The sequence below is a fragment of the Candidatus Formimonas warabiya genome, from assembly GCF_002777255.1.
GTDB lineage: Bacteria > Bacillota > Dehalobacteriia > Dehalobacteriales > Dehalobacteriaceae > Formimonas > Formimonas warabiya.
Window position 1 is genome coordinate 238033 of sequence record NZ_CP017634.1, and the last position, 25666, is coordinate 263698.

At 44.8% G+C, this 25666-nt stretch carries 25 protein-coding genes and 2 riboswitches; of the genes, 23 read left to right on the forward strand and 2 right to left on the reverse strand.

Features of this window, described 5'->3' with window-relative positions:
* The first annotated feature begins 26 nt into the window (after positions 1-26).
* From DCMF_RS01060 to DCMF_RS01090, 7 genes are all read left to right on the forward strand, one after another.
* Positions 27-608, forward strand: a complete 582-nt coding sequence (locus tag DCMF_RS01060; protein WP_148132714.1) for a TetR/AcrR family transcriptional regulator — start codon at positions 27-29, stop codon at positions 606-608.
* Between the two features lie 34 nt (positions 609-642).
* Positions 643-2142 carry a phytoene desaturase family protein gene (locus DCMF_RS01065; RefSeq protein ID WP_214659006.1) on the forward strand — a complete coding sequence of 500 codons (1500 nt, stop codon included), beginning with the start codon at positions 643-645 and terminating at the stop codon, positions 2140-2142.
* Positions 2143-2218: 76 nt separating this feature from the next.
* The gene (locus DCMF_RS01070; protein WP_148132716.1) at positions 2219-3412 is read left to right on the forward strand and encodes a radical SAM/SPASM domain-containing protein; all 1194 of its coding nucleotides are present in this window, start codon (positions 2219-2221) and stop codon (positions 3410-3412) included.
* An 18-nt stretch (positions 3413-3430) separates the two neighbouring features.
* Positions 3431-3832, forward strand: coding sequence for a hypothetical protein (locus DCMF_RS01075; RefSeq protein WP_148132717.1), 402 nt, complete (start codon positions 3431-3433; stop codon positions 3830-3832).
* A gap of 2 nt (positions 3833-3834) precedes the next feature.
* Positions 3835-4368, forward strand: coding sequence for a hypothetical protein (locus DCMF_RS01080; RefSeq protein ID WP_148132718.1), 534 nt, complete (start codon positions 3835-3837; stop codon positions 4366-4368).
* Position 4369: 1 nt separating this feature from the next.
* Entirely contained in the window at positions 4370-5650 is a 1281-nt protein-coding gene (locus DCMF_RS01085; protein ID WP_148132719.1) for a GMC family oxidoreductase N-terminal domain-containing protein, read from the forward strand.
* Positions 5651-5679: 29 nt separating this feature from the next.
* Positions 5680-6246, forward strand: a complete 567-nt coding sequence (locus DCMF_RS01090) for a DUF1697 domain-containing protein (protein WP_148137684.1) — start codon at positions 5680-5682, stop codon at positions 6244-6246.
* 1 nt (position 6247) lies between these two features.
* On the opposite strand, the gene DCMF_RS01095 is transcribed toward DCMF_RS01090, so the two are convergent.
* A complete protein-coding gene (locus DCMF_RS01095) occupies positions 6248-6538 on the reverse strand; it encodes a hypothetical protein (protein ID WP_148132720.1) in 291 nt (96 codons plus the stop codon).
* 411 nt (positions 6539-6949) lie between these two features.
* Here DCMF_RS01095 and DCMF_RS01100 point away from each other — a divergent pair, with 411 nt between their 5' ends.
* The 15 genes from DCMF_RS01100 to DCMF_RS01165 all read left to right on the forward strand — a co-directional run bounded on the left by DCMF_RS01100 (position 6950) and on the right by DCMF_RS01165 (position 23541).
* Complete coding sequence (locus tag DCMF_RS01100; protein WP_236860153.1) at positions 6950-8020, forward strand: sulfurtransferase; 1071 nt, start codon at positions 6950-6952, stop codon at positions 8018-8020.
* Positions 8021-8115: 95 nt separating this feature from the next.
* Positions 8116-8253: a hypothetical protein gene (locus DCMF_RS29010; RefSeq protein ID WP_214659007.1), complete on the forward strand. Its 138-nt coding sequence runs from the start codon at positions 8116-8118 to the stop codon at positions 8251-8253.
* Between the two features lie 151 nt (positions 8254-8404).
* Positions 8405-8504, forward strand: a riboswitch (glycine riboswitch).
* Between the two features lie 239 nt (positions 8505-8743).
* Positions 8744-8839: riboswitch (glycine riboswitch) on the forward strand.
* Between the two features lie 147 nt (positions 8840-8986).
* Positions 8987-9904 (forward strand): D-2-hydroxyacid dehydrogenase, encoded by a 918-nt coding sequence (locus DCMF_RS01105; protein WP_148132721.1) that lies wholly within the window; start codon positions 8987-8989, stop codon positions 9902-9904.
* 32 nt (positions 9905-9936) lie between these two features.
* On the forward strand, positions 9937-11184 hold the full coding sequence (locus DCMF_RS01110; RefSeq protein WP_148132722.1) for a DUF1015 domain-containing protein: 1248 nt from the start codon (positions 9937-9939) through the stop codon (positions 11182-11184).
* Between the two features lie 24 nt (positions 11185-11208).
* Positions 11209-12285, forward strand: coding sequence for a 3-phosphoserine/phosphohydroxythreonine transaminase (gene serC, locus DCMF_RS01115; protein ID WP_148132723.1), 1077 nt, complete (start codon positions 11209-11211; stop codon positions 12283-12285).
* 151 nt (positions 12286-12436) lie between these two features.
* Entirely contained in the window at positions 12437-13486 is a 1050-nt protein-coding gene (locus DCMF_RS01120) for a stalk domain-containing protein (RefSeq protein WP_214659008.1), read from the forward strand.
* Positions 13487-13594: 108 nt separating this feature from the next.
* Positions 13595-13837, forward strand: coding sequence for a DUF2164 domain-containing protein (locus DCMF_RS01125; protein WP_148132725.1), 243 nt, complete (start codon positions 13595-13597; stop codon positions 13835-13837).
* Between the two features lie 117 nt (positions 13838-13954).
* On the forward strand, positions 13955-14215 hold the full coding sequence (locus DCMF_RS01130; RefSeq protein WP_148132726.1) for a Smr/MutS family protein: 261 nt from the start codon (positions 13955-13957) through the stop codon (positions 14213-14215).
* Between the two features lie 219 nt (positions 14216-14434).
* Positions 14435-15616: a stalk domain-containing protein gene (locus tag DCMF_RS01135; RefSeq protein WP_148132727.1), complete on the forward strand. Its 1182-nt coding sequence runs from the start codon at positions 14435-14437 to the stop codon at positions 15614-15616.
* Between the two features lie 72 nt (positions 15617-15688).
* Entirely contained in the window at positions 15689-16537 is an 849-nt protein-coding gene (locus tag DCMF_RS01140) for a copper amine oxidase N-terminal domain-containing protein (RefSeq protein WP_148132728.1), read from the forward strand.
* 69 nt (positions 16538-16606) lie between these two features.
* Positions 16607-18022 carry a hypothetical protein gene (locus DCMF_RS01145; RefSeq protein ID WP_148132729.1) on the forward strand — a complete coding sequence of 472 codons (1416 nt, stop codon included), beginning with the start codon at positions 16607-16609 and terminating at the stop codon, positions 18020-18022.
* 243 nt (positions 18023-18265) lie between these two features.
* A complete protein-coding gene (locus DCMF_RS01150; RefSeq protein ID WP_148132730.1) occupies positions 18266-19630 on the forward strand; it encodes a sigma-54 interaction domain-containing protein in 1365 nt (454 codons plus the stop codon).
* A 255-nt stretch (positions 19631-19885) separates the two neighbouring features.
* Complete coding sequence (gene kamA, locus DCMF_RS01155) at positions 19886-21154, forward strand: lysine 2,3-aminomutase (protein ID WP_148132731.1); 1269 nt, start codon at positions 19886-19888, stop codon at positions 21152-21154.
* Positions 21155-21496: 342 nt separating this feature from the next.
* Positions 21497-23017, forward strand: a complete 1521-nt coding sequence (locus tag DCMF_RS01160; RefSeq protein WP_148132732.1) for a DNA-3-methyladenine glycosylase 2 family protein — start codon at positions 21497-21499, stop codon at positions 23015-23017.
* Positions 23014-23541: a methylated-DNA--[protein]-cysteine S-methyltransferase gene (locus DCMF_RS01165; RefSeq protein WP_148132733.1), complete on the forward strand. Its 528-nt coding sequence runs from the start codon at positions 23014-23016 to the stop codon at positions 23539-23541. Before DCMF_RS01160 ends, DCMF_RS01165 begins: the two co-directional genes overlap by 4 nt.
* A gap of 46 nt (positions 23542-23587) precedes the next feature.
* Here the strand turns inward: DCMF_RS01165 and DCMF_RS01170 are convergent, their stop codons facing one another.
* Complete coding sequence (locus DCMF_RS01170; RefSeq protein WP_214659009.1) at positions 23588-24487, reverse strand: RluA family pseudouridine synthase; 900 nt, start codon at positions 24485-24487, stop codon at positions 23588-23590.
* Between the two features lie 164 nt (positions 24488-24651).
* Here DCMF_RS01170 and mch point away from each other — a divergent pair, with 164 nt between their 5' ends.
* The gene (mch, locus tag DCMF_RS01175; protein ID WP_148132735.1) at positions 24652-25650 is read left to right on the forward strand and encodes a methenyltetrahydromethanopterin cyclohydrolase; all 999 of its coding nucleotides are present in this window, start codon (positions 24652-24654) and stop codon (positions 25648-25650) included.
* Positions 25651-25666: the final 16 nt, after the last annotated feature.

Consider the following 25666-nt stretch of genomic DNA (forward strand, 5'->3'; position numbering starts at 1 on the left):
CATTCACCATGACGGAGGTAAGTGAATTGAACGATAAAAAAGCAGATATCTTTAATTGTGGGAAAGTGTTATTCAGCTCCAAAGGCTTTAAAGACACCAATGTTTCTGACATTACCAAAATGGCTGGAATTGGGGTAGGTACGTTTTATAACTATTATTCCTCGAAAGAGAAGCTTTTTATGGAGATTTTTTTAGAAGAAAACGTAAAACTTAAAAAAAGCATTATGGAATCTCTCGACCTGAATGAGGAACCATTAAAGACCGTTAAAGAATTAATGCTGCTGAACGTCAATGGCATGAATTCAAATCCCATCCTGAGGGAATGGTATAACAGGGATGTCTTCAGCAAGCTGGAACAGCATTACCGTGAGGAGAACGGCATCAAACATGTTGACTTCTTATATCATAGTTTTCTAGAGTTAATCAAAAAATGGCAGATGGAAGGGAAAATGAGGGACGATATTGATTGTGAGCTGATAATGGCTATTTTTACTGCGCTTATCAATATCGACACTCATAAGGAAGAAATTGGCATTCAATATTTCCCCCAGATTTTAGATTACTTGGCTGAATTTGTCATGAAAGGCCTCACTGATGATCAAAAATAGCATGAACGAGTTCATGTCAAAGGGGATGGGGCAAGTGAAAAAAATAATCATCATCGGTTCAGGAATCGGCGGGCTGATTTTAGGGAACCTTCTGGCAAAGAAGGGGCACCAAGTAACCCTATTTGAAGCCCACAGTATGCCCGGCGGCTATACCGCCGGGTTTTACAGGAAGGGTTACTATTTTGAAAGCGGCACGGTTGCCTTTGAAGCTTCCGCATCGGTATTTCAGGCCATGCAGGACATCGGCGTATTTGAAAAGATAGACTTCATAAAACAGAGATTTCGTTTTGTCTCGGCGGATTTTGACGGCATTCCGGAAAATTACCACGATTATAAAAACATGATTTACCGTGCTTTTCCAGCCGAACAAGAAAAGCTGGATCGGGTTTTTTCAGATTTGGACAAAATAGTTAGCCTGATGGGCCCCATGAATGGACCGATGCCCTTTCTTTACAGCGGGCGTGCCATGTTAACATCAATGCTCCCTTACATCGTTAACGGCCCAAAGCTGATAAAATTATCAAAGCAATATGGCAACATCACATCATCCGAGTTTGCCGCACGATATTTTGAAAAAGACTCCAAACTGTTCCGGCTGTTCAGTGGATTTGGCTATCCGGATATGTCCGCTATGTTGGTTGGGAGCGCTTTGGGGGGGGTATTTACAGAATTATGGACTGTGAAGGATGGGATGCAGTCCTGGGCAGACATTCTGGCAGAAAACTTCAGAAAACTGGGCGGGGACTTGAAGCTGAACTCCTATGTGGACAAGATCATCACAAAAGACGGGGCGGCAGTTGGGGTCTCATGCAAAAATACCGTTTATCACGCAGATGCTGTGATTTCTGCCGGGGATTATAAGAAAACCCTCTTGCGGCTTTTAGACGATAAGAGCCTGATCCCGCAGACGCTCCGGAACCGTATCGACAAGGCTTCCGTTTCGGAGGGTTACTGCACCGTATACCTGGGCCTGAATATGCCCAACGAAGAACTTGGCAAATATATGAAGGTTCCGCATGTATTTTTTCTTAACAGTACACCTGGCTGCGACATTTACAATGCTGAAGACAGAGAGTTTTTCACTAAAACATCTGCAGAACTGTATGCCCCATCAATGGTAAACCCCAAACTGGCTCCTGAAGGGAAATCCTCCTTGATGCTTCAGATCAAGGCGCCTTACCGTTGGATGCACAACTGGGGCGGCGACGATAAGAAGGTGTATGGACAATTGAAGGAAAAAGCGATGGATGCAATGATCGACAATGCATCCAGGCTGATTCCCGGATTGAAGGAATCTATCGCATATCAGGATGCCGCAACGCCACGCACCTATGAAAGATTTACCCATAATACCGATGGAGCAAGCTCTGCATGGAGTTGGAACCCGAAGAAGGGGTTCTATAAAAATACGATGGGTGTGCATATAAAAACACCGGTAAAAAACCTTTACATCGGCTCCTGCTGGGCGATGCAGATCGGCGGTGTGCCCGGTGCCCTTGCCGCAGCTTACCAGTGTGCCAAAAATATAAAGTGAATGACTCATGCGGCAAAAGGATGTTTTGACGATATGAGCGTATAATTGGATGATCATTTTTGGGGAGAATGAACATATGACTGTGTTTAAGAATAAGATTGCCTTGGTGAAAGCACTATTGTCCAACATGCAGATCATCAGGGCCAAACCGGCGCTCAATTGGTTCCTGACGAAATATATGGGAAAGTTCCATTTATTGAATATAGACGGACAGCTGATTATTCATTCCCATCTGCCGGCGATAAACAGCAAAGCCTTTACCCGCTTTATCAATGAGCATCTGCTGGCAAGGAGTTCGGGACCCTCCCACGCGCAAATCAGCTTGACCAATGCCTGTCCCCAGAATTGCCGGTATTGTTACAACAAGAATAGAAGGGGAGAGCTTTTAAATACGGCTGAAATCAAGGCGCTGATCCAGGAATTGAAGAAAATGGGCGTTTTCTGGCTGGGTTTCACCGGGGGGGAGCCCCTTTTAAATAAAGATATTGTTGAGATTATAAAAAGTGTGGGGGATGATTGTGCCATAAAGCTGTTTACCACAGGCGCCAACCTCACGGAACAACTGGCCGCGGATCTAAAGAAAGCCGGTCTTTTGTATGTCTCAATCAGCCTGGACCATTGGGAAGAAGAAAAACATGATAGGATCAGAGGGTGCGTGGGGGCCTTCCGGACCGCGCTTAGGGCGATAGAGATATTTAAAAGCGCAGGCGTCCATGTAGGCGTATCAGCGGTCCTATCCAGAGAGATGCTTCAAGAAAATCAGGTAGAGGAATTTCTAAAGTTCCTGATCAGCCTTAATATCCATGAAGCCTGGTTGAGTGAAACCAAGCCGTCGGTCGAAGCCTTCTGGAACAAGGGTGCCGTCATTACCGAAGAAGAAAGGCTAAGCCTGGTCAGCTTACAGGATCAATACAATAAAGAGGGAAAAATCACGGTCAACTATCTGGGCCATTTTGAGGGAGGAGAGCACTTCGGCTGTAATGCCGGCAATAAAATGATCTATATCGATGCATTTGGAGAGGTAAGCCCCTGTGTATTTGCGCCCATCACCTTTGGAAATGTACGGGATAAGTCGGTGCACGCCGTTTTTTCAGAGATGAAAGCGCATTTTCCCTCGGAAAGCTGCTGCTTTATTAACAAAAACTATGAATTGTTGAAAAAATATTATCAGGGACAGTCTCCCATCAGTAAAGAAGATACCCTGGAGCTGATGAAGGAAGTCCGGTTTAGCCCGCTGTCCCAATTTTCCCGATTGTATCATGAACGATAAAGGTATGGGGGTATCTGTGTGAGATTATATAAACTGTTCAGTCTTAGCGCCGCAGCATTATTTGCCCTTGTCGGCCTGGTTTTTCTGTTTTTCCCTGATGCCGCCCTGATTTTTTTCAACCGCTTTTCGGTTTATTTCGGATTGCCCCGAGCGCCCCTGCCAGGCACCGGCTTTTATCTGATCCTGGCTTCGGCTTATATGTATCTGGTTGCTTTGCTGGCAATCCTGATGTACCGCTACCCGGAGCAGAATATTTATCCGTTTTTATTGGCCCAGGGCAAACTGGCCTCTTCTGTCATTTCGATTTATCTATTCTTGATGCACCAGCCTTACCTGATCTATTTTGTCAACTTTGTTGTGGACGGTCTCATAGGCATTGCCGCACTATATCTGATGAAAATGAAAAAAACAGAGGTTTGAGTATGCTTCTGAAAATCATCCAGTTTTACATGCCTGAATTTATAAAGAAGAAAAAGCTGAATGAATTGTTCCGCTTGACCGCCGATGCCTTTCAAAGTGAGCTGCCGGAGCTCCAGGGGTTTTCTTTTGCCGCGTGCTTGACGAAATACGCTTTATTTACAAAGGAACAGGCTGAGCGTTATGTGCAGAGCGGATGCCCCCTTGAAGAAGTAAAACACCGGTTGTATCAAAATTCTTGGATTTTTGGCCAAAAGCTGAGAAAAAGCCTTCAGATCGGAACCTGGGAAGAGGCTGTTACGGCACTTAAGGCTATCTATAAGGTTATCGGCATCGATTTTCAATATGACAGGCAGGGTGAAATCATCATCAAACAGTGCTTTTTCAGTAAATATTATTCCGGAGAAGTGTGCAGTCTTGTTTCTTCCCTGGATGAAGGACTGGCAGCGGGACTTTCCGGGGGCGGAAGGCTCTGCTTTTATCAAAGGATCACGGAAGGCGGCAGCTGCTGTAAAGGATATTTTAGCGGGGGGCTTTGAGATGAAAAGAGTGATTGTGGTGGGCAGCGGTGCGGGCGGAGCAGCCGCTGCCGAGAAGCTGCAAGGGAAATTTCAAGTGACTGTCCTGGAAGCAGGCCGAGAGTTCAAGCCCTTTTCCTTTAGCTTGTCTGTCTTGGAAAAGCTAAAAAAGACCGGACTGTTCTTTGATGAAAGAGAAATACAACTAATCTTTCCGTCCATGAGGGTGCAGAAAACGGAAAATAAGATGGTGATGGTCAGTGGGACCGGTCTGGGTGGGACTACTACACTTTCCGCAGGGAATGCCCTGCGCATGGACAGTGGGCTGAAGGAACTGGGAATTGATCTGGACGATGAATTCGATGAGCTTTATCGGCAAATTCCCATTACCAATGATCATCAAAATAAATGGAGCGATGCTACAAAGAGATTGTTTGAAATCTGCAGGGAAATGGACCTAAATCCCCAGCCTATTCCCAAGCTGGGAGATTATGAGCGCTGTACTAACTGCGGCAGGTGCGTACTGGGCTGTCCATCCGGTGTGAAATGGGACAGCCGTCAATTTCTTAAGGCTGCCTTTGATAAGGGAGCAAAGCTGGTTACCAAGTGCAAGGTTTTGAAGGTAATTATAGAAAATGGGTCGGTCAAAGGAGTACAGGCGCAAAAAGGATCCAATGTCATCTTCTATCCGGCTGAGCTTGTCATTCTGGCGGCAGGCGGCTTTTCAACCCCTGTCATCCTTCAGAATTCGGATATTGAATGTGAAAGCAGACTGTTTGTTGATCCGGTCCTCTGCGTAGCTGCGAAGCAGAAGGGAAGCCTTCAGAACAAAGAGTTTTCCATGCCCTTCGCCGTACAGAGGGAGCATTATATCTTATCCCCCTATTTTGATTATCTAAGCTTCTTTTTTAATAAAAGCTGGCGGTATCCTGCCCCGGATACCCTGACACTGATGATCAAACTGGCAGATTCCAGTACCGGAAGTGTTGATCACAAAAGTATCAAAAAAACACTTACCGGAATTGATAAAGAAAGACTGCAGGAGGGCGTCGAGCTCTGCAAAGAGATACTGAGCAGGTATGGGATCAGAAAGGACTGTTTTTTTCTGGGCACGATCAATGCCGGTCATCCCGGCGGCATGCTGCCCCTGACAAGAGAGGAAGCGAAAACCCTTCATAATTCTAGGCTCCCTGGAAACTTGTATGTTGCCGATGCAACGCTGTTTCCCAAGTCTTTGGGAAATCCGCCCATCCTCACTATCATGGCTCTGGCCAAGAAAATCAGCAAAATTATCATGGCGTGATGATGAAAGATTATTGGAGATGGTATCGCATGACGATTTATATCGCCCTATTACGAGGCATTAATGTAGGTGGAAAAAACAAGGTTAAGATGCCAGATTTAAAACGCATATTTGAAGCAATGGGTTTTAGTCGGGTGGAAACCTATATTCAAAGCGGCAATGTTCTCTTTGAATCAAATGAAAAAGAAGATACCCTGGGTAAGAAAATTGAAGATGAGATTAAAAAAAATTTTGGATTTTCCGTCGCTGTCGTTTTGAGAACAGCCGCCGAGTTAGAATGGATGATCCGCGCTTGTCCATTTTCGGAAGAAGAAATCAGGGAAGCAGAGTCGTCAAATTCAGAAGGAGAAAGCCTGTATGTCTCCTTGTTGACCCAAGCCCCGACACAAGAAAAAATTGAGTACTTGGATACTTTCAAAAGTGAAAGCGATGAGTACCGGATCATAAATCGGGATATGTATCTTTTATTTCGTCATAGTATTCGAAATTCGAAGCTTGCCAATCATCTTCAGAAGCTGGACGTACCGGCAACTGTGCGTAACTGGAAAACAATTAACAAACTTTATACATTCGTGAAAGATAGGGCAGATAGCTGATTTAGATATTTTGATTCCTAAAAGGCAGATGAAATTTTGCCTCTTGGTGATTTTTAAGAAAAAGTGGAACTTTGATCAGCTGGATAGCCGTAATGACAAGCAAAAGCATAACGGCAACATAGTAAGTACGCATGGCATCCACACTGCTCTTTGCAATAAAGACGGCACTGCCGCCGGCAATAAGGGCGAATGAAAAAAGTTGCATATGTCCATAAAAGCAAAATGCTTTCGTTTTGACAACCCATATGAAAAGAAAAAGAATCGCAAGAACCGCAAGGACACCCAGCATCATTTGGCAGTCCCCAAGCAGCCTGTCCAAAGGTAGTTCCGCCTCCCAGGTACGGTTTTTGAATAAGGCAATTCTCATCATAGTCATATACTTATGGGATAATCTTTCTACAACAAAAATGCATATAAAAAGCAGGATTTGGATCACAGTAAAAAAAGCAAATACGGATTTCTTCATAAAGCACCTCAATCATAAGATAAGTACAGCTTTCATTTATCAATATATCTTAATTATAGCTTTGAATCAAACAGAATCGATGGGATGGGATCATAAATAAACAGGTCTTTTACGAATATAAAATAATTTTTTGAATGATAAGTTTATCATTTAAATTATTGATTGGACAAGATTTATGTTTGGTCGTAAAGTGGAAACGTTATTGGTTTTTACAATTATAAAAAAGAAAGAGGTAAGATGATGTTTAAGAAAAAAGAGATACTATTATTGCTCATTCTGATAGTAGCGGTATTCGTTCTGTCTGGGTGCGGCGAAAAAGCAGAGACTTCAGCCGATCAAACTACTGACCAAACTCAGGATCAAACCGCGGCTCCGGTCCCTGTCAATACCAGCGACTGGGCAAGCGCGCCGAACGGTCGGATCTTGGTTTCCCCTCAATGGCTGAATGCAGTAATAAAAGGTGAACCGGCTGATACTTACCAAAACAACAAATACATGATTTTGGAAGCCTCCTGGGGACCCACTTCGGATGATTATAAAGCAGGTCATATACCTGGTGCTTATCATTTTAATACCGACAACATTGAAACGGAAGAGAATTTCTGGAACATTGGGCCTATTGATCATGTGAAAGCCAGCTTAACCGCTGCGGGTATTACAAGTGATACCACGGTGATTGTTTATGGGAATAATCCTACAGATCTTGCCGGTGCTGCCCGGGTGGTATTTGCTTTGATGTGGGCCGGTGTTCAGGATGTACGTTTATTAGACGGCGGATTAACTACTTGGAAATCTGCAGGTTATCCAACCGAAACGAAGGATAATCAGCCTACCCCGGTAGCTGATTTTGGTGTAGAAATACCGCAACATCCGGAATATATTATTGCCACTCCTAAAGAAGTATTAGAAGCGCAAAAAGATAAGAATTTCCGTTTAATCAGTATTAGAACCTGGGAAGAGTTTATCGGAGAAACCAGTGGTTATGATTACATAAAAGGGGCAGGCGAACCGAAAGGTGCGGTATGGGGCCATTGTGGCAAAGATACTTTTGGCGTGATGACAGATTATGTTCATGACGATGGAACTTTCAAATCCTTTAGCGAAATCGAGCCGATGTGGGCAGACTGGGATATATCTAAGGATACTATCAACAGTTTTTACTGCGGGACAGGTTGGAGGGCTTGTGTACCTTGGTTAATGGCGTATATGCAAGGTTGGGATAATATCACGCTATATGACGGCGGTTGGTATATGTGGGAAATGGATAAGAGCCTGCCCGTACAAAAAGGAGATCCCAGAACAGAATAATTTTTACGCTTATCAAAAGCAGATGCGTTGGACCAGATTCTACGCCTCTGCTTTTTTTAAATTCCATGAAATGCTGCCGGAAGAAGAGGAGTTTTATGCTTTGTGTAGAAATATTGTGGAAATATATTGAAGTTTATCAAGCGCTGAGCAGCTTTAAACGTTTCCTGAATGGGCTTGTGGCAGAGGAGATTGTGGCAGGTTTAGATAAATCGGCACAGGGTAGTCATCTCTAATGGGCACCTTTTGGTCCAGCCTTCAGATCAGGTAGCTGAGGTTTTTGAAAAAATACCAATAATCAGATTTTTTTATTGACCTTGAGTGTATTTTGATAGTAGTATATAAGTAAGAATTATCAATAACTGGAATAAAAATGAGTATGTGAGTATGATGGATGCGGGAGAGTTTTTCGAGACACCGAAGGAGCAAACTGCTGAACAGCCAAATCAGCGGTGAAACTTTCAGGTTTCAGGACCGTATCCGGACTCGACTCTGGAAAGTCGGAAGACACCGAAGGAGCAAACCGGAAACGGTTAATCTCTCAGGTCAGAAGACAGAGGCACGGCGGCGAGTGTATGCTGCTGTGCCTTTTTATTTTATAAATCCAAATATAAAATCAAAAATGTCTGGATGAAGGATTTCGGGAGATACCCTTTGGGGAGCCGAAGAAGCAAGTTGTGAAACCGTCTTTTCACAATGAACCTTTCAGGCAAAAAGACCGGATCTAGACAGGTCTCTGAAAAGCCGGACCACCGGCACCGAAGGAGCAACACTTCACCAGATGGGGTGGAATCTCTCAGGTTAGAAAACAGAGAAATGACGAAATAATGTCATTCTCTGTTTTTTTATTTCAAGAAAACATGGAGATTAGCTGGGGGAAGGGGGAGGATCGGGACCGACAATTGTTTTATTTTTTAAAAATTTTTAAACAGTAGAGCGTTTTTAATGGTAAAATTGGGAGGGAGATTAATGAAAAGAATCCTTATTACAGACGGTTTGGAACAAGACGCAGTGGCACAATTAAGAGACAACGGTTTTGAGGTAGTGGAACAATTTTATCCGGAAGAGGAGTTAAAGGAAGAGATTAAGAAATATGATGCCGTGGTGGTACGATCGGCAACCAAAATTAGAAAACCTGTGATTGACGCTGCCCTGGAAACCGGCCGGCTTCAGTTGATTATTCGAGGCGGCGTAGGGACGGATAATATCGATGTGGCGTACGCCAATGAAAAGGGAATTGCCGTAAAAAACACGCCGAATGCCAGCAGTGCCTCTGTAGCAGAACTTGTGATCGGCCATATGTTTAATATTGCCCGGTTTATCCATGCGTCAAATTATTCCATGAGACTGGGGCAGTGGAATAAAAAGGCTTACGAAGGAATTGAACTGGCCGGCAAGACTCTGGGACTGATCGGCTTTGGACGCATCGCCAAGGAAACGGCAAAAAAAGCGGATGCCCTGGGGATGAAAGTGGTTTATACCGACTTATTGGGGCCTGATCCCAATTATCCCCAGTATCAATATCTGCCCATGGAAGAGCTGATGCAGGTTGCAGACTTTATTTCGGTGCATGTTCCGGGCTCAAAGGATAAAACCCCTCTGATTGGTGAAAAGGAATTTAATAAGATGAAAGACGGGGTTTATGTGATTAATGCGGCTAGAGGCGGGGTCGTATGCGAGGAGGCGCTGCTTTCCGCCTTGGATTCCGGAAAGGTTGCTGCCGCCGCCCTTGATGTCTATCAAGAAGAGCCCACAAAAAATGAGAAGATCTGTACACATGAAAGGATTTCCCTGACCCCTCATTTGGGCGCATCGACCAATGAGGCCCAGCAGAGAGTGGGCAAAGAAGTAGTCCAGATCATCACAAACCATTTTAGCTGCAAATGATGATGTGATCAAAAAAGAAAAGGAGTGACAAAATGGCAGTTCTCAAACCCTTTAGAGCGCTTAGGCCGATCCCTTCCCTGGCAAGCAAGGTGGCCGCTTTACCATATGATGTCATGGACAGCGCCGAGGCTCGTCTGATGGTAAAAGGAAATCCCTATTCCTTTCTTCATGTGGATAAAGCGGAAATAGACCTGGATCCGGCTGTTGACCTGTATGATGGTCAAGTATATGAAAAAGCAAAAAAAAATCTGCACAAGATGGTTGACGCAGGAACCCTGGTTCAGGATGACCAGAGATGTTTCTATATCTATCAGCAAACAATGGATGGCCGGGCGCAAACCGGTTTGGTGGGCTGTACTTCCATTGATGATTATCTGAATAATATCATTAAAAAGCATGAACTTACCCGGGCAGAAAAGGAGCAGGACCGGATCCGTCACGTGGATTGCTGCAACGCCAATACGGGGCCCATCTTTTTGACCTACCGGGCCCAAGGGGAAATCAATCAAATCATCGAAGATTGGATGGGCGGGCACAGCCCGGTTTGCGATTTTGTTTCGGAAGACGAAATTGGTCACCGGGTCTGGGTGATCGACCATGCTTCCACCATTACCCAGCTGATCAGGGCCTTTGAGCAAATAGAAACTTTGTATATTGCGGATGGGCATCACCGGGCTGCTTCCGCTGTGAAAGTGGGTTTGAAAAGAAGAACACAATTTCCGCAATTCCGGGGCGATGAGGAGTTCAACTTTTTCCTGGCAGTGCTCTTTCCCGATGAACAGCTACATATTATGGACTACAACAGGGTGGTCAAAGATCTAAACGGCCATACACCGGATCAGTTTCTGGAAAAGGTAAAGGAGAAGTTCACTGTTTTGGCTTACCAGGGAACCGGGCCATGCCGACCTCCGGAAAAGCATTCCTTTGGCATGTATCTTGGGGGTCAGTGGTATTTATTAAAGGCAAATGAGGGAACATACCAAGAAAATGATCCTATGGACAGGTTGGATGTCTCTATTTTGCAAAACAATATCTTGACTCCCATCTTAGGAATAGAGGATCCCCGGACCGATAAAAGGATCGATTTCGTGGGCGGCATAAGAGGACTGGAGGAATTGGAACGGCGGGTCCAGGCAGGGATGCAGGTGGCTTTCTCCATGTTTCCCACGACCATTGACGATTTAATGGCCATTGCCGATGCCGGGGCAGTAATGCCGCCAAAATCTACCTGGTTTGAGCCCAAATTGAGAAGTGGTTTGTTTATCCATGAATTATCATAAAAAATTTAAAAAAGGAGAATGATCATGAGTAGAGTTTATAATTTTTCCGCAGGTCCCGCCATGCTTCCGGAACCCGTGTTGATGAAAGCGGCGGAAGAGATGCTGGACTACAATGGATCCGGGATGTCCGTAATGGAAATGAGCCACCGGTCAAAAGTTTATCTCTCCATTATTGAAAACGCTGAAGCACTGCTCAGAAAACTGATGCATATTTCGGACGACTATACGGTATTGTTCCTTCAGGGCGGAGCTTCCCAGCAATTTGCCATGATTCCCATGAACCTGCTGGGCGGGAACCGAAAAGTTGATTTTATCCATACCGGGACCTGGACGAAAAAAGCGATGACGGAAGCGAAGCTTGTTGCTAACGTCCATGTGGCGGCTTCCTCAGAAGATAAGAATTTTTCTTATATCCCGGAAAATTATACCTTTTCCCCCGATGCCGATTATGTCCATATCTGTACCAATAATACGATTGAGGGCACGGTATTCACCCACATTCCCGACACGGGAAATATTCCTTTAGTCGCCGACATGTCCAGCAACATAATGTCGGAGGAAATCGACGTAACAAAATTTGGCCTGATCTTCGCCGGCGCTCAGAAAAATTTGGGACCTTCCGGACTGACGGTGGTGATTGTCCGGAATGATCTGGTGGGCAAGCACGGGGAGAATACGCCGGTGTTTTTCCGCTATGAAACCCATGCCAAAGAAAAGTCCATGTACAATACACCCCCCTGCTATAGTATTTATATTGCCGGTTTGGTGTTTGAGTGGATGGATCAATTGGGTGGGGTAAAAGCGATGGAAGAGATAAACAGGGAGAAAGCCCAAATCTTATATGATTTTATTGATGAATCCGAAATGTTCACCTCTCCCGTAGACCCACGCTATCGTTCCCTGATGAATATACCTTTTGCTGCTCCTAATGATGAATTGAATAAAAAGTTTATCTCGGAAGCGGGCAAAGCGGGATTGTTAACTCTGGCCGGACACAGGTCGGTAGGGGGAATGCGGGCCAGCATTTATAATGCCATGCCGGTAGAAGGTGTCCGGAAACTGGTTGCGTTCATGAAAAAATTTGAAATGGAAAATAAATAAAAAGGCTTTATGCGTTGGAACCTTGGTGAAGAGCCAGGGTTCTTTTGCTACCCGAAGATAAAATTTGAACGGACCGGCTGAAATGTGGAACATTTTGATTTTTCAGGGCGTCTAATTTGCAATATAATGCATCATGAGGAGATGGCTTTTTATGAAAAAACGGTTTTGCTTACCCGGCATTTTCATCTTGTTGTTTGCTTTAAGTGTGCAGTGTGCCTTTGCTGATGATACCGGAACGCTTGCCCTAAAATTAAATGCACGCCCCCTTGAGACGAAGGCTGTGATCCATGAAGGCAGTCTTTATCTTCCCCTTCGCCCTGTTAGTGAGTCCTTGGGTTATGAGGTAAAATGGACACAAGGGGATCAGACAGTCATGATCAGTGCAAAAGACAAAGTCATCTTGCTGAATTTCAAAGATGGGAAGATGGCGGTGGATGATCATGATTCTTACATCACAGAGGGTCCCCTTTTTATTAAAGGCAAGACCTATATGCGGGCTGATTTTTTTTCCGATCACCTTTCTTTGCAGGTACAATGGGATCAAACGAAGGGTGAAGTGGCGCTGAATAGCATCAAGGAAAATGCCGTCTCTATTCGAACCGTAAAAGAGTATTCGGAAACCGAAGGGCTGAAATCGACGGTGCAATATCCTGTGCTTGATGGCCTTGAGAATAAATCAGTGCAGGATGAAATGAATGCGCATTTTAAGCAGTTGGCTGATCAGGCGTATCAAGAAGGGGTCGGAAATGCAGCAGAGCTGGCCCCCTATGTCCGCGAATATCCGGATATGCCCGGCCAATGCGAGACATATTTTAATTATCAGATCAAATACAACCGGAATGATGTCATCGGCCTGGTCTTTCAAAATTACCAATATTCTGGCGGTGCCCATGGCGGTACTCTTCAGACCTCCTATACCATCAATTTAAAAACAGGGATTCAGTATGCTTTAAAAGATCTCTTCCAGGAAAATACAGATTATGTTTCCCTCATCAGCGATCAGGTTAAGAAACAGCTGGAGGAAAGAGATCTAGCCGAAGCTTTGTTTGAACCCTTTGATAAAATTGGCGAGAATCAGTCTTATTATCTTTCCAATAACGGAGTCGTGGTCTATTTCCAGCAATATGAGATTTTGCCCTATGCCGCAGGTATTCAGGAATTTACGGTGGATGCTTCTTCGCTGAACTCTTTGTTCCAATAGCCGGATCTGTGCCGTAACGCTTTTTACCCGATAGCATGGACTGGGCAAAAGGGGGAAAGTATGTATCCAATGAATACACCATAAAAAATTTGAAAGGGGAACCATAGTTTGTCTAAGAAAAATTTATCGGGTAAAATTGAGCTCAGTAAAGAAGCAAGAGAGGATATGATACTGGAAATCAAAACATATTTTCTCAAGGAGAAAGACGAAGATTTAGGGGATTTAGCAGCCGGTCTGATCCTGGACTTTTTCCTGGAGAAACTAGCACCCCACGCTTACAATCAAGGCGTTTATGATTCGTACAAATATATGAGTGAGAGAACGGAAGATTTATTAGGGATTCTAAAGTAACGATCAATCTTGACATAGGGCGCAAAGACCAATCAAAAAATGGCCGCCCGGATCCCGGATGCGTGGACCACCCCAAACAAGAGGCGGGAGATAGTTGTAAAGAAGGTCGAGATTACAATGAATCAGCACAAATCACAGGGTGTGATTGAGCTTGATATCCATGGTATGACCAAATATCAGGCAAAGGTTTACATCGATAGTCAATTAAAGCAGGCTAAGTCAGATATCTATATCATTCGTGTTGTCCATGGCTATCATGGGGGAACACAGCTGCGAGAAATGGTCCGCACAGAATATAAAGGCAATCCCAAAGTTAAGAGGGTGGAGCATGGCTTGAATCCGGGGATTACAGAGCTGATCTTGCGGGAGTTATACTAGGCTGGAGGTCAAAACCTGATGCAATTGTATCAGGTTTTATTTTATCATCATTGAGGGACATGCTACCTATGCCTGTGCCAGAAGAGATGAAACGGCGCCGGGAATAAATCGGCTATTGGAGCAATGACAAAGGAACAAAATTTGCCTTTTCCTCGTCTGTTAATCTAAACATAGGATGTTAAACGGACATACGGATTTCTAAAAAAGGAGGTAACCAACATGAAAATAGCATGGAAAACCGGAGTGCTTGCAATGTTGATCCTGCTTACCCTGTCATGGACAGCTCTCGCCAAAGGAAATGATATCCAAGTAAAAATAAATTCCTTTGGTGAGTGGGGTGAGATTGTCCAAAACAGCCTGGAGTTCGGGGATCAGGAAAAACCAAGAATAGAGCAGGGAAGAATATTCATTCCCTTGCGAAAAATTGCGGAGAACTCTGGATATACCGTCTTATTTGATGGAGAAGCCAAGAGAGTTGATCTGCTTGACCGCTATGGGAAGAAGATTGAATTGACTTTGTTCAGTAAAAAAGCGACAGTGAACAACAAAACGGTAGATTTGGATGTGCCTGCTAAAATGATTAACCGGGTAACCTTTGTTCCCCTTCGATTTATCAGTGAGAGTTTTGATCAGGTAGTGAAGTGGGATCCTGCAACGCGTACGGTATTTATTGACAATTTCATCATTTCTACACCGGATTATCTCTTTAATCAAAAAACATTGGAATTAAGCAAGCGGGATGAATCGGGTAAAGGACAGCATCTGGTGCTGGGGAAGATCCCCATGAGTGTGGATTGGGTCAGTATGTACGTAACAAAGACCAAAAACGGAAATGATGTCATTGTCATCAATAATAATTCCGGGGCACCTCATTTGTACTATGATATCCATACCATCTACGTTTCAGGAAACGAGATCATCGATCAAAGTGTGGTAAATGCTTTATTTCCCGGGAAGGCAGTCATTAGTTCAGATGGAGAAAAGGTTGCGATGGGGGATGGAAAAATAGTCCGGGTTTATGACGACAAAACGAAAAAGGTGCAATATGAATATGATCTGCTAGCCCTTTTTGAAGCAGAAAAAGATCCCAATCAGGGTGGCTCCTGGGAAACAACCTATGCGATTTTAGGTTTCGGAGATCATTATATTTTGGTGAAAGATACATATAAAATGCTGACCAAAATGATTTACTTAGATACTAACAAAATTGTAAATGTTTATGAAGCGGTTCTGTCAAAAGAGGAGCAGGAAGAGGCGTTGAAAAATGCAGGCCCCTTCGGAAGTGGAGATCGTTTAGAATTTATTGAAGAAGAGAACGGGAAGTTAATTTTTAGTAAATCCTACTATGAGGCACCTTATATAAAAACAAAAAAAGTAGAGTATAGTCTGGAAAGTTTATAAAAAAGCAGGTCTGGCAATGTCCGAACAGCCTTTAGAGCATGTTTACTATTTTCAAAAGGAGTTGTGGAAAGAATGAAAAAGCTTTTCTCGGGAATTTTTCTTACCGGGATGCTCCTATGTGCAGCGTTGCCTGCCTATGGAGCAAACATTCAAATCAACGTGGACAGTGTTGCTATTACCTCCGATGTGGCGCCTGAAACCGTGAACAATCATACCATGGTGCCTTTACGGGTGATCAGCGAAAATCTGGGTGCTAAGGTTACTTGGGCGAATTCCGAAGTGACTCTCTCTAAAAGCGGCCTGCAGGTGATGTTAAAATTGAGCGACGGCGCGGCGGTGCGAAACGGCGAAACGGTACTGCTTGATGCCAAACCATATTTAAAGAATAGTCGTGTCATGGTTCCCCTGCGCTTTCTGGCAGAAACATTCGGCTGCGCTGTCAATTACAAAGACCGCGTCGTCACCGTGGATACGGAGCCATTGATCATAGATGGGGTACAAGTGAAAGCATTGCAACAAGAATACCACATGACCATGGGCGGCGTAGTGCAGCAGATCAAAGGAAATGCGTATAACAAAGCCATTTATGATCTGGTTTTAGAAAACAAAGGCAGCCAGGCAGAAGCTCCGGCCAAGTATTCCTGGATGGTCGATATCGACACACCTGGCGCTTATTATAAAATTGGCCAATATGATTTTTTGGATCTAAATGGGAACAGCATCCAACGCTTTGATATTTATGGTTTGATTGAAGCGCTTCCCGCGGAAATTTTGGCCGGATATCCCAAGGCTTTGATTTATGACGCTACCGGGAACCAATGGTATTTGTTTAGCGATACGGCCATTCAATCCATCAATCAGTTAATTGATACGGCCACAAAGAACGGCTTCCTAACAGTAATCAGCAATACGGTGGTGTGAGAGAACTCTGTCATGTGAAATAGGGGATAGGGATAATTAATCTTGCAATGAAAAGGAGGCCTTTTAGCAGTGAATAAAAAGTGGCTTGTCGAGATGATGACAGTTGTGCTGATTGTAGCAATTCTCGCAAGTGTAGCTTTTGCAGATCGTGCGCTCAGTCTGGGAAAGACGGCAGAACAGGAAAAGATGCCGGATTCTCTGCCCCAGGTCCTCCCAGACCTTTTCCGGAATCTGGCCGGTAAGTTTGAAGGTATCGATATCCCTATTTACCTGCCTGCTTACCTTCCCGGTACTGGTCCTTACGGTGTAGCCAACTTTATAGCAACAAAGAATAGCTACAGCTTTGAAGTTATAAAAGTAGATAATTCTAACTTATCGGAAACCGCTAAACCTATTTCTATGGCCGATAGCGTAGTTTTCATATCAGCTTCGGGAACTCCTTTTGCTCCCTACCCTACCGAGGAGCAGCTTTTTGCCAAACCTTCCGGAACCGTGCAACTAGACGGGACAGCGGTCAACTCTTATGAAAATGGCATGGAGGTTACCTGGTCTAAGGGGAACTGGGAGTTTTTTGCCGTGGGTCAAGCAGAGCAAGAAGGCTTTCGTGTCGCCAGGGAAATGATGCAGGCTCTCCCCGCTGACGAGGATTTAGTGCCGGGTGGGATTCGGGGTAAGTTACGGGTCAGCCAGTTAGGCAATTCCATCTATGTCACAGCCAGTTGGACTTATGACGGCAAAATCTGGTATATCCTGGATGGAAGGAGTTCTCCCGGTGAGAGGATGAAGATGCTGCAATCCGTAACCAGATTGGCGGAGCAACAAGAAGCAAGGGAGGGGTATTACCCCCGGGTGCCTGAAAAAATTACCACTCCGGAAATGGCTGTGCAGGCCTATTTCGATGCCTTGTATTTTGCCAATAACCTTACCCTTGATCAAATGGCTGCCGTAGGGGGGACTCTGGGAATGGAAAAAGAGCCGTATCCGGCGGCTTACAGCTATTGGAGCAAAGAATGGCAAGGGAAAAACAGTTATGAACAGTTTCTCGCGTCCTGGGCAGGGACTGCCCATGTTGAGCTGTTAAAACTCCTTCCGGCGGGTGAAGAAAAGGCGGAAAAACGTTTTTTTGTGGAATCCAAACACCTTGAGGTGGTGGGTGAAAAGTTGCGCCCGGGTATTTTCTATTATACAGGTTTCTTTACTGTGCGAGAGACACCTGATGGCTGGCGGATCACCGGCGGTGAACTGGAACCGGAAAATCTCGGATGGCAGCTGGGGGGGCATCAACCATGGCGGGGCGATGCCGAGCAGGTAGCCCGTGTTTTAGGATTGGGGGCGAGTATCGATACGCCCCTGGGAGAGGCTGTCACCATAGAGAATCCGGACGGTACGGTAACGGTGAGATTTGTGGATGCCCAAGGAAAAGAAACAGGTGCCGTTACTTTATACAAACCGGAAGATGGTATCTGGCAAGTGATAGATCAATAATGGACACCTCATTGGTTAAATATACCGCAGAAGGAAGCTGACACCTTTGGTATAAAAGCGTAATCAGAGTGGTTTTGAAGAGCCGTGGAGTAAAATCTGCGGTTCTTCTTTATCGTAAGATTATAATATAATTAGTTTAAAAAACTACAGCTTGTTGTGGAATATTTTATGAAGAGTGTATACTAAGCTTATAACGAGACAGAAAGTGGATCAGCTCTAAAGTCATTCTATGAGGTGAAAAATATGCTGATAAAATATCTTGATGCTATTTCCAAAATATTTGATCATGTAGATGCCTTAATTATTATTAATAAGCAGGGGATAGTGGAGTATTCCATTATCTATAATCCGGAAATCCATAGTTTTGTGAATGACGGGTTTGTGGGAAAACATGTTTTTGAAGTTTATCCCTCATTAACTGAAGAGACCAGCAATCACTTTCGGGTGATGAAAAGTGGTCAGCCCATTATCAATGAAACAGAAACCATCACCGATATGAACGGGAAACAAATTACCTTTGTTAATTCTACTTTTCCCATTGAATATAATTCGGAAATTATTGGCACCATCGAAGCATCTGTAATCGCATCGATGGGTGAAAAAATTCCTCATCAGTCTGCGCAGGCAATAAGGGGAGATAAACCATCCCATTCCTTATATACTTTAGACGATATCATTACCATAAATCCGGGTTTGCTGGAAATAAAAGAAAAGATCAGGAGAGTTGCCCATACAGAATCTTCCGTTGTGATATCCGGAGATACAGGGACCGGAAAAGAACTTGTCGCCCAGGCTATCCATAGCCATAGCCAGAGGAGAAGCGAACCTTTTATATCTCTTAATTGTTCAGCTATCCCGGTAACGATTTTGGAAAGTATCTTGTTTGGAACAGTTAAAGGTAGTTTTACCGGGGCAGAAAACAAGAAAGGTTTATTTGAACTGGCGAATAAAGGTACTTTGTTTCTGGATGAACTGAATTCCATGGATATGGCCATCCAATCTAAATTATTAAAAGCGATTGAAGAGAAAAAAATTCGGCGGGTGGGCGGTGAAGAAGAGATTGATATCAATATTCGGTTTATTGGGGCAATGAATGTAAATCCATTTAAAGCCATTGAAAGCGGGTTATTGAGAAAGGACTTGTTTTATCGCCTGAGTGTGATCCAGATCAATATGCCATCCCTTGTAGAAAGGCGGGAGGACATCAATATCTTAGTTGATTTTTTTATGAAAAAATACAATCTGGCCATGAAAAAAAATATTAACCAAATCAGCGATATCGTAAAAGAAACATTTAACAATTATGCTTGGCCAGGAAATGTGAGGGAGTTGAGAAACGCCGTGGAATACGCTTTTAATATGGCCTCCAATAATTTCATTACTTTGAAAGAAATTCCGGAACATATTGTCTATCATAATTATAATAAAATCAAAGATTATCATGTGGGTGCCGGTCAAGAGAAACCTCTCAAGGAAATGGTGGAGTTTTATGAAAAAGAATTGATTACGAATACCTTATCCATAACGAAAAATATCACCCAGGCGGCGAAAAAACTGAAAATAACAAGACAGGCCCTGCAATATAAAATAGAAAAGTATGGGTTATAAAAAATTACTCGCGGAATAAGAAAAACGATGATGTTATTTATCATAAAAGGGAAAAGACAGAAGGCAATAAAACTTGCGAAAATAGGGTAAGTTTTTTTGCCTTTATTTTTGTTGATATCAGTGCTAAGAAGCGGGAAAGGGTAATTTACCGCACTCTTCCTGGGAAATCAACCTTTGAGTTTGCTTTGGCACAATAGTTGCATTAAGATACCGCAATCAGCTGATTTATTATTTAAGTTTTGGAGGTAATTACTCATGCGAGCGTTCAAAGAAATCTCCCTTTGGAAGGATGTATCAGAGGAAAAATGGCATGATTGGCATTGGCAGATCGCTAATCGCATTACAAATCTAACACAATTAAAACAAGTTATCAATCTGACTAAGGAAGAGGAACGGGGTATTCATGATTGTTTAAAAAGTTTACGGATGGCGATCACGCCCTATTATGCAACACTGATGAGTCCTAGTGATCCCAAATGCCCTGTCCGCTTGCAGGCAGTTCCCACAGAACCGGAGCTCGTGCGCAATTCTGACGATTTAGATGATCCGACTTTTGAAGATATTGATTCCCCGGCACCCCATTTAACGCATCGATATCCGGATAGAGTGCTTTTTTTGGCTACCGATCAATGTTCCATGTATTGCAGGCATTGTACACGCAGGCGCCTTGTCGGATCACAGGATGGAGCATATGGACCGGAAGAATTGGAAGCTGCATTTCAATATCTTCAAAAGACACCCCAAGTCAGAGACGTGGTTGTCTCTGGGGGAGACCCATTAACACTCAGTACGGAAAGGCTGGAACAGATTATTAAAAGGCTGCGGGCAATTCCACACATGGAAATAATTCGCATCGGAACCAGGGCCCCGGTTGTTATGCCTCAGAGAATCACGGATGAATTGTGTGACATGCTTCATCAATATCATCCGATCTGGCTGAATACGCATTTTAACAACCCCAAAGAAATAACGGCAGAATCTGAGCAGGCGTTAGCGAAGCTTGCTGATGCAGGAATTCCCCTGGGAAATCAGTCGGTGCTGCTCAAAGGGGTTAATGATTGCCCGAATATAATGAAAAAATTAGTTCAAACACTAGTCAAGAATCGTGTTCGCCCCTATTATTTATACCAGTGTGACCGGTCGGTAGGCATCCAACACTTCTGTACCTCGGTGGGAAAAGGGATAGAAATAATGGAAAGCTTGAGAGGTCATACATCCGGATTAAGCATACCAACTTATGTGATCGAGGCGGTGGGAGGTGGGGGCAAATGTCCGGTTTTGCCTCAGTATCTAATTTCCCGAAATGACCGAAAAGTAATTTTAAGAAATTTCGAGGGTGTGATATCGACCTATACCGAACCCGAGGATAATCGAAGTGTCTGTGATTGCGAAGACTGTCAGGCTGAAAGGGCAAAAAAGGAGTTAAACGGCCTGAGGAACTTTTATACAGATCGAAAAATAATGATGGAGCCAGGTGAGCTGCCAAGAGCAAAGAGAAGAAAAAATGCGGGTCCTGTAGCATAGGGACCCTTTTTTATACTCGGATAGTATTAAACGTCTCGATAATTTCAGGATTATTGGTTACGAGGTCAAAAACCTGTTCTACAGTGAGGGTGGTCACAATACACAGGGCCAGAGCTATATAGTTACGAACATTTCTATTTTTCACTTTCGTCTCCTCCGATGCTAGATACTGTCTGTAATTAATAGTGCCCTGACTAGCCAAAATTAAACTATTAACTTTATGTCACTTTATCCATTTTTTGAGCCGGCGCACGGCCCAATTGATTAGTAAGGCCTGAACATGTCCGAAAGCAGCCAGTATTTTTTCTCTATGAATGTTATACTAAAAGCGAGGTGAAATAGATGGCCAAAAAAGAAATACAACCGATCCTTTTAGACGACAAAGCGTGCTATGCTGCTTTAAGTGCGCATGATACGCGCTTTGACGGCCGTTTTTTTGTTGGTGTTTCTTCTACCGGCATCTATTGTCGTCCGGTCTGCCCGGTAAAGCTGCCTAAGGAAGAAAATTGTTCCTATTTTGTCAGTGCGGCTGCAGCTGAAGCGGCGGGATACAGGCCATGCCTCAGATGCCGTCCGGAATTGGCGCCGGGCCTGGCTCCGGCGGGTGCTGTAGCCCGGATTGCCCGTAAGGCCGCATTCATCATGGAAGAGGATTGTTTGACTGACCATAAGATCTCTGACCTGGCCCATATGCTGGGGATTACGGATCGGCATTTGCGCCGGGCTTTTTCTGCTGAATACGGGGTGTCTCCCGTGCAATATCTGCAGACTTGGAAATTGCTTTTGGCAAAAAATTTGCTTACCGATACCCAACTTTCCGTAACGGAAGTAGCATTGATCGCAGGTTTTGGCAGTATCCGCAGATTTAATGATCTGTTCAAAAAGCATTACCGGTTTACGCCGAGCCAGCTCAGGGGTATAGGCAAAAATGTTCCGGAAAATCAGGAGGGAATTACCCTGCCCCTGGGCTACCGGCCTCCCTATGCATGGGATCAGCTGATTTCCTTTCTTGCCGCTCGTGCCGTGCCGGGTGTGGAAAGTGTGAGAGACGGTGTTTACCGCCGCACAGTAACGATCCAGAACGGGGAAGCCAGTTATCAGGGCTGGGTCTCCGTTGCCAATATGCCGAAGAAAAATTCTCTTTCCGTTACCCTGGCTCCGGTACTTTTACCCGTTTTATCCCGGGTGCTGGCACGGATAAGAGGTCTTTTTGATGTAAATAGCAGTCCCCTGGAAATATCTGAAAAGCTCACAATTATGAATGCGCTTGTGCCGGATATCTGCATGCCGGGGATCCGCTTACCGGGGTGTTTTGATCCCTTTGAAATGTCAGTGCGCGCCGTTTTGGGGCAGCAGGTGACGGTTCAGGCTGCACGTACGCTGGCCATGCGTTTCGCCGCTGCCTTTGGTAAGAAAATCCTGACTCCCTTTGAAGAGCTGAACGTGACCTTTCCCGGTCCGGATCTTATTTATGGCCTTGAAGCTCCCATCGAAAACCATTTGGGTCCTCTAGGCATAACAGGCGCGCGCGCACGTTCCATTTTTGCTTTGGCCGAAGCTTTAGTGACCGGCTCGATTTCATTTTCCCAGCGTGCCGACCCGGAGCAGGAGATGGAAAAGCTGCTCAAACTTCCCGGATTTGGTTTGTGGACCGTCCAATATATTGGCATGCGTGCCCTTAACTGGCCGGATGCTTTTCCTCATACCGATTATGGAGTAAAGAAGGCACTTTTCGGCATGACACCCAAGGAGATTTTGGATGTATCGCAGGCATGGAGACCGTGGCGCTCCTATGCAACCATTACCTTATGGAGTTCACTGGAGAAAAAGATAAAAATTAAGAAGGGGTTGGGAAAATTATGATCTATACTTGTACCGTCGATACGCCTTTAGGGGCGATGACGGCTTCCGCGGAAAAAGGAGCGCTCACCGGATTATGGTTTCTGGGAGAAAAATACTATCCGCCTAAAACAGACACATGGGTGAGTGCGCCTGATGATACTGTTTTTCAGGCATTGCAAGTTTGGTTGTCGGATTATTTTTCCGGTAAGAATTCCAAACCTAACCTGCGGCTTGATCCCCAAGGAACGCCTTTTCAGAAAACTGTTTGGGAGATCCTTTTAAAAATCCCTTATGGGCAAGTTACTACTTACGGCGAGATTGCAAAGAAGATTGCCCTGCTGCGGGGAGTGCCCTCTATGTCTGCCCAAGCTGTAGGCGGTGCCGTGGGGCATAACCCTATTTCTATCCTGATTCCATGCCACAGGGTCATTGGCTCCAATGGAAGCCTCACGGGTTATGCAGGAGGTATTGACAAAAAGAAGGCCTTACTTGAGCTGGAATATGTAGATCTGGACCGTCATTTTGATACGAAAAACCGTGGATAAAATAAGTCCACGGTTCTTTTTCTGATGATTTTCGGGTCAGATACTACTACTTCTTTACCAGTTGATCGATAGCTTTCTGGATGTCTGCCGCCAAGGGAACCTCTAGAATGATTTCTTTTCCACTGCGCGGGTGGATGAAGCATAGCCTGTCGGCGTGCAGCGCCTGCCGGTCTATCCATGGTGAAGGAAACCCGTATAGGAGGTCGCCGCATACCGGGTGGCCGAGAAAGCTCAAATGCACCCGGATCTGATGGGTGCGGCCGGTCTCCAGTTTTAGGGAGAGCAAGGTGTGTCCCGGATATCGATCAAGGACTTTGTAATGGGTGACCGCCGGACTTCCCTCTTGATGGACTACTCTCCGGCGCCTTTCCTCATCGGGCCGGGCAATGGGCTGGTCGACACGACCACAGTCTTTGGCCAGCTCGCCTTCGACCAAGGCGATATATCTTCGCTCAAGGATGCGGCCCTTTCTCTTATTAAATATACTCTGGTGGGCAAACTGGCTTTTCCCGATGAGGACCAATCCAGAAGTGTCCCTATCCAGGCGGTTTATGGGGCGAAAAAGGGTGTTCCGGCCCAATCCCTGCCAGTAATAGGTGACCGCATTAGCTAAGGTACCGGTACCTCCCATTTTGGAGGGGTGCGTGGACATCCCCGGAGGCTTGTTCACCACCAGAAAGTCCTCATCTTCGTAAACGATGTTCAGGGGAATAGGCTCCGGAATGATTCTGTTCTCCTCGGGAAAGTCCATATCAATGATAACCAAATCTCCGGAATGGATGCGGCAGTTCGTGCGGGCCGTGTACCCATTTACCTTTATTTTACTCTGCTGTTTGAGCTTTACCACCAGAGCATGGGATAATGAAAGTTTCCCGTACAGGATATCACGCAGAAAAGTATCCTCATCGAGAGCATCTGCGGTGTATGTTAGCTGTGTATGATTCAATTTTTCCTCACTTTTTACAATTTGTCCTTCTTATTTCCGATTTTAACATAAATACGGGTGACATGAAAGTTTGGAGAAGGGGAAGTTACGATTGACACTGAAGTCATTTTCGTCTATTATATATGGGATTATTTGCAAAAATACATAATGAGAAGAGGTAATTTATGCTCTTACCGCTTAGTCAAATACCTGAACTTAGTCCAAATCTTCAGGCTTTTTCACTGGTTCATGAATTCATGTCCCGATGCGAACAACTGCGCGTCAAAGTTTTCGAGCAGCGTGGTGCTACGGTGATCGACTGCGGCGTTCATGTCGAAGGAGGCCTGGAAGCAGGAATTCTATTTTCTAAAATTTGCCTGGGCGGATTAGCCGACGTTAAATTGAACTGGGCAGATATCAACGGACTGCGCTTCCCCGCGGTGGAAGTATTTACCGATCATCCCATCCGTGCTTGCATGGCTTCCCAATATGCCGGCTGGCCCATTAAAAGTGGGAATCAATTATTCATGGGTTCCGGACCGGCCTGTGCCATTGTTCATCGGGGCAGTCTATTTCGCATGCTGGGCTATGAAGACCGCTCCGAGATTGCCATCCTCTGTTTAGAATCTCATAAACTGCCTACGCATGATGTGATTGAGCACATTATTGAGGCATGCTGCTGCAAGCCGAAGAATCTTTATGTTTTGGTGGCTCCTACCACCTCCCTGGTGGGAACAGTTCAGGTGGCGGCACGGGCCTTGGAAACGGGATTATTTAAACTGAGAAGAATCGGTTATGATTTGGGAAAGATCCTCTCCGGTGGCGGCGTTTGTCCCGTTTCCCCCGTAGCGCACAATACGCTTAGTGGGTTAGGACGAACCAATGATGCCATCTCTTATGGGTCAACGGTACTTTGTAACCTTCGCGATGAGGATGAAACATTAAAGCAGGTAGTGAAGCAAGTTCCGTCCTGTGCTTCGGCAGAATATGGGCGGGCTTACATGGAAATCAGCACAGGCCACGATAATTTTTTTAATCTAAGCCCGGATCAGTTTAATCCTGCTGTCGTGTGGTTATGTAATCTGAACAGCGGGAACTCATTTCATGCCGGAGTTTTACGGCCGGATGTTTTGTCCCGGTCATTTGGTTTAGAATATGCGGATCCGGAGGGGGAGAGAAGTTAAATTAGAAGCTATTGAT

Excerpts from the sequence above, each read along its gene's own strand:
- DCMF_RS29010 (WP_214659007.1), top strand. The coding sequence starts at position 8,116 with ATGCTTTGTGTAGAAATATTGTGGAAATATATTGAAGTTTATCAAGCG.
- DCMF_RS01100 (WP_236860153.1), top strand. The coding sequence starts at position 6,950 with ATGATGTTTAAGAAAAAAGAGATACTATTATTGCTCATTCTGATAGTA.
- DCMF_RS01070 (WP_148132716.1), top strand. The coding sequence starts at position 2,219 with ATGACTGTGTTTAAGAATAAGATTGCCTTGGTGAAAGCACTATTGTCC.
- DCMF_RS01120 (WP_214659008.1), top strand. The coding sequence starts at position 12,437 with ATGAAAAAACGGTTTTGCTTACCCGGCATTTTCATCTTGTTGTTTGCT.
- DCMF_RS01130 (WP_148132726.1), top strand. The coding sequence starts at position 13,955 with ATGAATCAGCACAAATCACAGGGTGTGATTGAGCTTGATATCCATGGT.
- DCMF_RS01135 (WP_148132727.1), top strand. The coding sequence starts at position 14,435 with ATGAAAATAGCATGGAAAACCGGAGTGCTTGCAATGTTGATCCTGCTT.
- DCMF_RS01095 (WP_148132720.1), bottom strand. The coding sequence starts at position 6,538 with ATGATGCTGGGTGTCCTTGCGGTTCTTGCGATTCTTTTTCTTTTCATA.
- DCMF_RS01090 (WP_148137684.1), top strand. The coding sequence starts at position 5,680 with ATGACGATTTATATCGCCCTATTACGAGGCATTAATGTAGGTGGAAAA.
- DCMF_RS01150 (WP_148132730.1), top strand. The coding sequence starts at position 18,266 with ATGCTGATAAAATATCTTGATGCTATTTCCAAAATATTTGATCATGTA.
- DCMF_RS01160 (WP_148132732.1), top strand. The coding sequence starts at position 21,497 with ATGGCCAAAAAAGAAATACAACCGATCCTTTTAGACGACAAAGCGTGC.
- serC (WP_148132723.1), top strand. The coding sequence starts at position 11,209 with ATGAGTAGAGTTTATAATTTTTCCGCAGGTCCCGCCATGCTTCCGGAA.
- DCMF_RS01165 (WP_148132733.1), top strand. The coding sequence starts at position 23,014 with ATGATCTATACTTGTACCGTCGATACGCCTTTAGGGGCGATGACGGCT.
- DCMF_RS01105 (WP_148132721.1), top strand. The coding sequence starts at position 8,987 with ATGAAAAGAATCCTTATTACAGACGGTTTGGAACAAGACGCAGTGGCA.
- mch (WP_148132735.1), top strand. The coding sequence starts at position 24,652 with ATGCTCTTACCGCTTAGTCAAATACCTGAACTTAGTCCAAATCTTCAG.
- DCMF_RS01110 (WP_148132722.1), top strand. The coding sequence starts at position 9,937 with ATGGCAGTTCTCAAACCCTTTAGAGCGCTTAGGCCGATCCCTTCCCTG.
- DCMF_RS01085 (WP_148132719.1), top strand. The coding sequence starts at position 4,370 with ATGAAAAGAGTGATTGTGGTGGGCAGCGGTGCGGGCGGAGCAGCCGCT.
- kamA (WP_148132731.1), top strand. The coding sequence starts at position 19,886 with ATGCGAGCGTTCAAAGAAATCTCCCTTTGGAAGGATGTATCAGAGGAA.
- DCMF_RS01080 (WP_148132718.1), top strand. The coding sequence starts at position 3,835 with ATGCTTCTGAAAATCATCCAGTTTTACATGCCTGAATTTATAAAGAAG.
- DCMF_RS01140 (WP_148132728.1), top strand. The coding sequence starts at position 15,689 with ATGAAAAAGCTTTTCTCGGGAATTTTTCTTACCGGGATGCTCCTATGT.